Here is a 7623-nt window from a genome sequence, read left to right on the forward strand (position 1 = left end):
CGCGAAAACCGCCGCCGGGGCTTTCCAAGCGCCGCCAAAATCGGTATAATGGTTGCGAAGGAGGGGAGACCGTGGAAGAATATCGCCTGCACCGCCACATCATGTGCATCGACCTGAAGAGCTTCTACGCCTCGGTCGAATGCAGCCTGCTCGGGCTCGACCCCTTCGAGACGCCCCTCGTCGTCGCCGACAAGGGTCGCGGCGACGGATCGATCGTGCTCGCCGTCTCGCCGTATCTGAAGAGGCTCGGCGTGCCGAGCCGCTGCCGCATCTTCGAACTGCCGCGCAACATCAAGATCATCTTCCAGAAGCCGCGGATGGACAAGTACCTCGAATTCTCCACCAAGATCGTCGAGATCTACATGCGCTTCGTCTCCGAGGAGGACCTCTACGTCTACTCGATCGACGAGGTCTTCATGGACTTCACCGAATACGTGGACTATTACAAGAAGACCGACGTCGAACTCGCCAGGGAGATCATGGCGGCGATCTACGCCGAGACGAAGGTCACCGCCACCTGCGGCATCGGTCCGAACATGCTGATGGCGAAGCTGGCGCTCGACATCGAGTCGAAGCGCGCCCCCGACTTCATCGCCAAATGGGATTACGAAGATCTGCCGAACAAGCTCTGGACGGTGACTCCCCTTTCGGAAATGTGGGGGATCGGCCGCAACATGGAGGCGCACCTCAACCAGATGGGGATGTACCGCATCGGCGACATCGCCAAGTGCGACGTCGGCCGCCTCAAGAAGCGCTTCGGGATCCTCGGCGAGGAACTTTGGTACCATACGCACGGCGTCGACATGAGCATGATCCAGGACAAATCCAAGGTCAAGCCCGTGACGAAGAGCTTCGGCAGCGGCCAAGTCCTGTTCCGCGACTACTATCCGCCGGACATCTACCAGATCGTGATCGAGATGGTCGACGAGGTCTGCCGCCGCCTGCGTCTCGCCGGCAAGGCGGCCCGCACCGTCCACTTCGGGATCGGCTACGGCCAGGAGGTCGGCGGCGGTTTCGGCCGCCAGATCACCCTCGACCAGCCGACGTCCAACGAGAGCGACGTGTACAAGGCCTGCCTGCACCTCTTCAACATGCACTATGAACGCTGCCCGATCCGCCGCGTCCACGTCGGCGTCGGGAACCTGGTCGACAAACAGCCGCGCCAGGCGAGCCTCTTCGACGACGTCGAGCGCGCCGTCCGGGAGGAGGCGGTCTTCACCGCGATCGACGAGATCAAGTTCCGCTTCGGGAAGAACGCCGTCAACCGCGCCTCGAGCGAACTGGTTTCCTCGACCATCAAGGCCAGGAACGAAATGATCGGGGGTCACCACGCATGAGCGCCTACGTGGACCGCGGGATCATCAAGTGGAACGCCTTCGACGCCCTCGCCGGATACACCTCCATGCTCGAGGAGATGCGCTACCGGCTCGGCAAGCGGGAACGGCCGCGGCTGTCCGACGACGCCTGCGACGAGCTCAACCGCCAGCTCCAGGAGGCGCTTTCGACCAAGGCCGAGATCGAGGTCAAGTACCATCACGACGGCTACGTGCGCTTCACCTACGGCACGATCAAAAGGGTCGACTACACCGCGAAGGAGATCGTGCTCTCGACCTGGGAACGCTTCAAGGCCGAGGACATCCTCGAAATCACGCTTCAATGAGATCGCCGGCGACGGCGATCTCGTCTTTTCGGACGATTGGAAAACACGCGTCCGCATGATACAATGGAGGAGAACGGGAAGGAGGGGACGTCTTGGATCGGATTGATGAGAAGGCATATGCCAAGGTCAACCTCTTCCTGAACGTCGTCGGGAAGCGTCCCGACGGCTACCACGAACTCGAGATGTTCAACGCCACGATCGACCTCTGCGACGACGTCGCGATCGCACGTGTCCCCGGCCTTGCCGGCGTCCGCATCGACTCCAACGACCGGTTCCTTGAAAACGGCGACAACCTGATCACGCGCGTCGCCGCCGCGCTGCTCGTGCGCCACGGCGAGACGACGGGGGTCGAGATCGCGATCAAGAAGCGGATTCCGGCCGGCGCCGGTCTCGGCGGGAACTCCGCCGACGCGGCGGCCGTGATCCGTGGCCTCGACGGACTGTTCGGCTGGCGCATGTCGGCCGAAGACATGGCCGCCTTCGCCCTCGGCCACGGCGCCGACATCCCCTACTGCCTCGTCGGCGGCCCCGCCGCCGTTTACGGCGTCGGCGAGCGGATCGTCCCGGCGGACCTCGACCTGTCCGCCTGGTCCGTGCTGGTCGTCCATCCGAACGTCTTCACGTCGACCGAAAAGGTCTTCGCGGCGTGGGACGAGGGCGGATATCCGTCCGTTCCGTTCGCCGCATTCCGTGCCGCCGCAGCCGTGCAGAACGTTTCCGGGATGGTCGCGAACATGCGTAACGCGCTCGAACCGGCGACCTTCGCGATCGCTCCCGAAGTGGAATCCTGGAAGACGAAGATCGCCCGCGAACTGGGTCCGGAGGGCGTCGTCATGACCGGAAGCGGCTCGACGATCCTCAAGGCGTTCCTCGGAATAAGCGACGAAATCGCGCGTTTCATCGCCGAAAATGGCGAAAAATGTCGTATTTTCACGGCCAAATTCACAAAATAAAAGGGCAACCCCATTGGAAAAGGGTTTCGCTCATGCTATAATCCAGACCAGAGGTGTTAACATGTTGATTACCGAGGTCCGGGTCAAGCGCGTCGACGGCGAGAATCGCCTCGTCGGGATCGCCGCGATCACGTTCGACGCCAGTTTCGTGGTCCATGAGCTCCGCGTCATCGAAGGCCGGAACGGTCTGTTCGTCGCGATGCCGAGCCGGAAGATGCCTTCGGGCGAGTTCAAGGACGTCGCCCATCCGATCAACTCGGAGACGCGCCAGATGATCGAAAACGCCGTACTCGAAGCCTACAGCAAGCTGCCGCCCGGCGAACCGGTCGAAAAGATTACGGAATGAAAACGCACGCGGTGCCGACTTGGGAAGGTTGGCACTTTTTTTATGTCTCGGCGCGGTGTATAATAGGGGTGTCACTTCCAGTGACCCGGGAGGAACCAGATGGCGATTTTCCACGGATCCAAAGTCAAGATCTTCTCGCTCAGCTCCAACCATCCGCTCGCCCAGGAGATCGCCGATTACGTCGGGATTCCCCTGTCCGATTGCGAAGTGTCGCGGTTCGCGGACGGCGAGATCTCGATCAACATCAGCGAAACGGTGCGCGGTCACAAGGTCTTCGTCATCCAGACCACCTCGAACCCCGTGAACGAGCATCTCATGGAATTGCTCATCATGATCGACGCCCTGAAGCGCGCGTCGGCCCGAGAAATCAACATCGTCATGCCGTACTACGGCTACTGCCGCCAGGACCGCAAGGCGAAGGCGCGTCAGCCGATCTCGGCGAAGCTGGTCGCCGACCTGCTCACCGTCGCCGGCGCGACCCGCGTCATCAGCGTCGACCTCCACGCCGCCCAGCTCCAGGGCTTCTTCGACATCCCGATCGACAACTTCCGCGCGATGCCGATCCTCGCGAACTACATCCAGTCCAAGAACCTCGAGAACGTCTGCGTCGTCTCGCCGGACCATGGCGGCGTCGCCCGCGCCAGGACGCTCGCCGACATCCTCGTCGCCCCGATCGCCATCATCGACAAGATGCGTCCAGAGCCGAACGTCGCCGAGGTGATGAACATCATCGGCCGCGTGCGCGGAAAGAACTGCATCATCATCGACGACATGATCGACACCGCCGGATCGATGGTCGCGGCCGCGGTCGCGCTCAAGGAAGCCGGCGCGAAGGACATCTACGCCCTCTGCACCCACCCGCTTCTGAACGGGGCGGCGCCGGACCGCGTGATCAACTCGCCGATCATCGAACTCGTATGCACGAACACGATTTATCTGCCGGAGGAGAAGAAGTTCCCGAAGCTGAAGCAGCTCTCGATCGCTCCCCTGCTCGGGCAGGGCATCATCAACATCATCGACGACCAGGGCATCTCGACCCTGTTCAGTTGAAACGCGCGCAAAAACCAATTCAAATCCCAGCATACTAAAGAACCACCCCTTGCATCGATCGCCGATTGGCGAAGACAAGGGGTGGTTCTCTTGTATAGGGGGAACATCCTGCACTCGCGACTTCCATAACTCGAATCGGTACGAATCCAAATGTTGACATCGGCAGACCCGGAGATCGATCGATTTGTCGAGACAACATCCTCCAAGATAGGGGCTTTATCGACGTCAAAGGATTAGTGTTGAGTTCAACTATCCAATGGAAGTACGTTAACTTCGCACGTTGTCAGAGATGTGCTCTTGATACTCAGCTGCTCGCAGTATTATTTCAAGGATCGATTGGGCACGATCAGACAATCTAATGAAAGGCATGAGTATTTCCCCTTTTCCAGTTTCATTCACGTTTCCAACGATGGAAACGCGGGACTCTGCGTGAACCATTTGTAAATTCGAGTACGACGATAATAAAAACGTCTTCTTGAAAACGGCCAGACGAATTACTATTTTTCGTTGGTAACGAGCAGAAATTGGAACCCGCATATGTTATTCACAAACAGCAGCAACACTATCACGACGAGGAAAATCGATATCGCCATATGGAAAGGAAATGCAAATATATAACGGTCAAAGTGCAATATCACTTCCGTAAAACATACAAGCGAAACGACTAAGCCATAATATCCCACGATGGGATAACGCAATCGCTTTTTATACAATACCACGCTTATTCCACCCTCGCATATTTTTCAACAATTGAGTAATACCAATAGAAGTCACTTGGACTAACTGAATACCTATCTCCAGAATAATATCCCTGCCAAGCATAGATACATTCCATGCCCGTCAAGGCGGTTTGACCGTTAACTAAATTACTACCTCAATGCTTGTGATTGTAGTCGTCATTCCAATAAGCGTCACGCGTTTAATAACGTTTTACACCTGGTCTAGTTGCATGATATACAACCGGATTGAGATTGCCAGCTATCTTATTTATTGTTCAGCCAGTATTGAAATGAAGAACAACCAGGATTGTGAACCGATTTATTATATCTCTCACACAACACCTGATGCTTAACGAAAATTTCGATAATTAGTCCGGGAAAGTAGGAATTAATAACAAAATACGAACCATACATGTATAACTTTAATAATGGCAATATCTTTGCTCGAACAACTTTTATCACTTGACGATATTGGTATCTCGTCGTATCAATGAAGGGACCAGAAATTGAAAAACCGTCATCAAAAAACGCTAGCGTCGACAACTGATAGTTTTCATAGAATGAATATGATATGGATACCAGATACTTATCGGCGGGCTTGACCACGGAGCATCTCTCCTATTCGTTTCAACAATTCCACAATCTGGACTTTTTCAATCAATTTCTGTTTGCTAAACGGAATTAGCACGGTTACCGCGCTACCTAAGTGAATTTCTACACTCGGAATTCCGACGCCGATACTTAATGAAATACCCGCAACGCCTTTATTGTCGCTGAAGAATTCTATACCAAATGTTAAGGGCGAAGCCGTTGTGCCACCAACCACCATCGAGATTCCGGGCAAATCATATATGGTTCTTCGCCACGAGAAGAACGGCGCCCACGAAAATGATATTCCAGGTAGATAAAACCCGTAGCTTGCGGTTATTAAAATTCCTTGATTTCCGTAACTATCTATAACCCATGCAACGGTAACCGATGCACCTCCAATTGCGCCAATTACGATGGTAAAACCAATGAAACTTACCACCGAATACCCGGTTGGATCAACGTTCATCACGGGATTGTTCGCGCAGTAGTTGTACATGTTGACGGAGGCGATGTCGCCAAGTTCCCCAAGCAAGCCGTCCGCGTTCAGGAATCGCGACAAGGCCGGGGAGTAATAACGGCTGTTCAGGTAGTACATCCCGATTTCTGAATCATATCGATATCCACGATATGTATATGGGTTAATCTCGAAGATGTTACCATTAGGATCGTCAGGATTGCTGATGACGTTCCCATACGCGTCATATTCGTATTGCACGAGTTCGTTTCCGGCTTCGTCGATGACGCCGATGACGTTGCCCTGAAGATCCTTCAGGTAGTAATAGGTCGCATCTTCATAAACGAAGCCTAGGATGCTTCCGTCGGAATCGATCAGGTAGCGGATCTCGTAGGTGTCCTGAGTGACGCCGTTCACTTTCCTGACATAGACTCACGGCGGAGGCAGCAAATTGTTTTGGTCATATCAAATGATGAAATGTCGATGCACATCGACCTCGATATGGACATAGGAACGAACGATTTGAGAAGTGCAATCTGTAAAAGTTGCCCGACGAGCGAGAGTCATATCCTGCCAATATGCATAGTATCGCAGAGCGCTCGTTCAATTCCCGCGCCAATCCATTTTTGCTTAGCGTGGTTTCTCTAACCCTCCTGGTTGTACCTATATGAAATCACTCGGGGCCCACTGACAAACACCCACACCATCCACACTACATATGCTGCGATAATCCGTTCATACAGTCCATTCTAACGCAAGGCGCAAGTAGGTTAATCACACATATGCACGAACTAATGGTTGTGAAAACATGTGCACATAGTACTTTTCAATTGATGCTTTCCACCGTTATTACTGTCCATTTCCAATGAATGATCTGCATACAAACAATGAACCTTTGATTGTTAATTTGTTCAATTGTGGTCTGATAATTATAGTCAAGCACTTCATAATTTGCAATCCCGCATATTGTTATGATGCCCGATTCGAGGCGGTTAACTGTGTATTTGCATCCCCCATTAATGTAGTATTGCGTATCTGTATTTACCGGCGTAACAAAGGAAAGTTCATCAAAATCGTCTTCAGAAACGTTTAGCTCGTTATTCCAAACCACTTCTCGTCCGTTATTTGCAAAACGCATTATTGTATTTAGTCGAATAATTGCGGAATAAAAAAACGCCATTATGCAGAGCATCATGACCACAAGGCAAACCAATATCCACGCGAAGAGTTTCCTGTGTTTCGTAATAAATCGAAATAAGTAATTATTCTTCATCTTGATCTTCCTCCGCCTCCCCACGATGTCGCTTTCCGTATGGGTATATAGAGCGCCCAGAAGGCATTAGATGTATATGCCGCTCCGAATCCGGGACAAGTGAGTTGTACGCCAACGAGACGTTCTTTAAAATCTCCATTCCAATAATTCGGGAGATCAGAAACGAAATCCATTCCAACATAAACATCTATTGAGTAAGCCACCATTATAGCGTTAAGATATTCATTAACGGTTTTATATTTCCACATGAATCCGACTCCCAGTGACGATCCCTCTGCCAACACTCCGAAAATGCCAAATGCTGCGATCAATAAGCCACAGTTTCCTTTTCCATCTGTTAATGAGATAATTGAAACAGTAACGCCTCCAATAATACACGCAGAAAATGATAACGAACATGCAAGAACCCAATACCCGGTTGGATCAACGTTCATCACGGGATTGTTGACACAATAGGCATACATGTTGACGGAGGCGATGTCGCCAAGTTCCCCAAGCAAGCCGTCCGCGTTCAGGAATCGCGACAAGGCCGGGGAGTAATAGCGGCTATTTAGATAATACATCCCGATTTCTGAAT

At 53.0% G+C, this 7623-nt stretch carries 8 protein-coding genes; 5 read left to right on the plus strand and 3 right to left on the minus strand.

All coding sequences use genetic code 11. The annotated features are described in order from the left end of the window. Positions 1-71 precede the first annotated feature (71 nt). From WC509_06485 to WC509_06505, 5 genes are all read left to right on the plus strand, one after another. Positions 72-1337, plus strand: coding sequence for a hypothetical protein (locus WC509_06485; protein MFA5007095.1), 1266 nt, complete (start codon positions 72-74; stop codon positions 1335-1337). Next, entirely contained in the window at positions 1334-1660 is a 327-nt protein-coding gene (locus tag WC509_06490) for a YolD-like family protein (GenBank protein ID MFA5007096.1), read from the plus strand. The genes WC509_06485 and WC509_06490 overlap by 4 nt, the downstream gene beginning before the upstream one ends. Positions 1661-1752: 92 nt before the next feature. Further along, a complete protein-coding gene (gene ispE / locus WC509_06495) occupies positions 1753-2613 on the plus strand; it encodes a 4-(cytidine 5'-diphospho)-2-C-methyl-D-erythritol kinase (GenBank protein MFA5007097.1) in 861 nt (286 codons plus the stop codon). A 61-nt stretch (positions 2614-2674) separates the two neighbouring features. After that, positions 2675-2959, plus strand: a complete 285-nt coding sequence (gene spoVG, locus WC509_06500) for a septation regulator SpoVG (protein ID MFA5007098.1) — start codon at positions 2675-2677, stop codon at positions 2957-2959. 99 nt (positions 2960-3058) lie between these two features. After that, complete coding sequence (locus WC509_06505; GenBank protein MFA5007099.1) at positions 3059-4009, plus strand: ribose-phosphate pyrophosphokinase; 951 nt, start codon at positions 3059-3061, stop codon at positions 4007-4009. A 1305-nt stretch (positions 4010-5314) separates the two neighbouring features. Here WC509_06505 and WC509_06510 read toward each other — a convergent pair. The 3 genes from WC509_06510 to WC509_06520 all read right to left on the minus strand — a co-directional run. After that, positions 5315-6190 carry an RHS repeat-associated core domain-containing protein gene (locus WC509_06510; protein ID MFA5007100.1) on the minus strand — a complete coding sequence of 292 codons (876 nt, stop codon included), beginning with the start codon at positions 6188-6190 and terminating at the stop codon, positions 5315-5317. A 409-nt stretch (positions 6191-6599) separates the two neighbouring features. Next, a complete protein-coding gene (locus tag WC509_06515) occupies positions 6600-7046 on the minus strand; it encodes a hypothetical protein (protein ID MFA5007101.1) in 447 nt (148 codons plus the stop codon). Beyond that, a partial coding sequence (locus WC509_06520) for an RHS repeat-associated core domain-containing protein (GenBank protein ID MFA5007102.1) occupies positions 7043-7623 on the minus strand: 581 nt, incomplete at its 5' end. The genes WC509_06520 and WC509_06515, both read right to left, overlap by 4 nt.

This window comes from Candidatus Izemoplasmatales bacterium, from assembly GCA_041649275.1.
Taxonomy (GTDB): domain Bacteria; phylum Bacillota_I; class Bacilli_A; order Izemoplasmatales; family Hujiaoplasmataceae; genus UBA12489.

Excerpts from the sequence above, each read along its gene's own strand:
- WC509_06515 (MFA5007101.1), bottom strand. The coding sequence starts at position 7,046 with ATGAAGAATAATTACTTATTTCGATTTATTACGAAACACAGGAAACTC.
- WC509_06490 (MFA5007096.1), top strand. The coding sequence starts at position 1,334 with ATGAGCGCCTACGTGGACCGCGGGATCATCAAGTGGAACGCCTTCGAC.
- WC509_06505 (MFA5007099.1), top strand. The coding sequence starts at position 3,059 with ATGGCGATTTTCCACGGATCCAAAGTCAAGATCTTCTCGCTCAGCTCC.
- spoVG (MFA5007098.1), top strand. The coding sequence starts at position 2,675 with ATGTTGATTACCGAGGTCCGGGTCAAGCGCGTCGACGGCGAGAATCGC.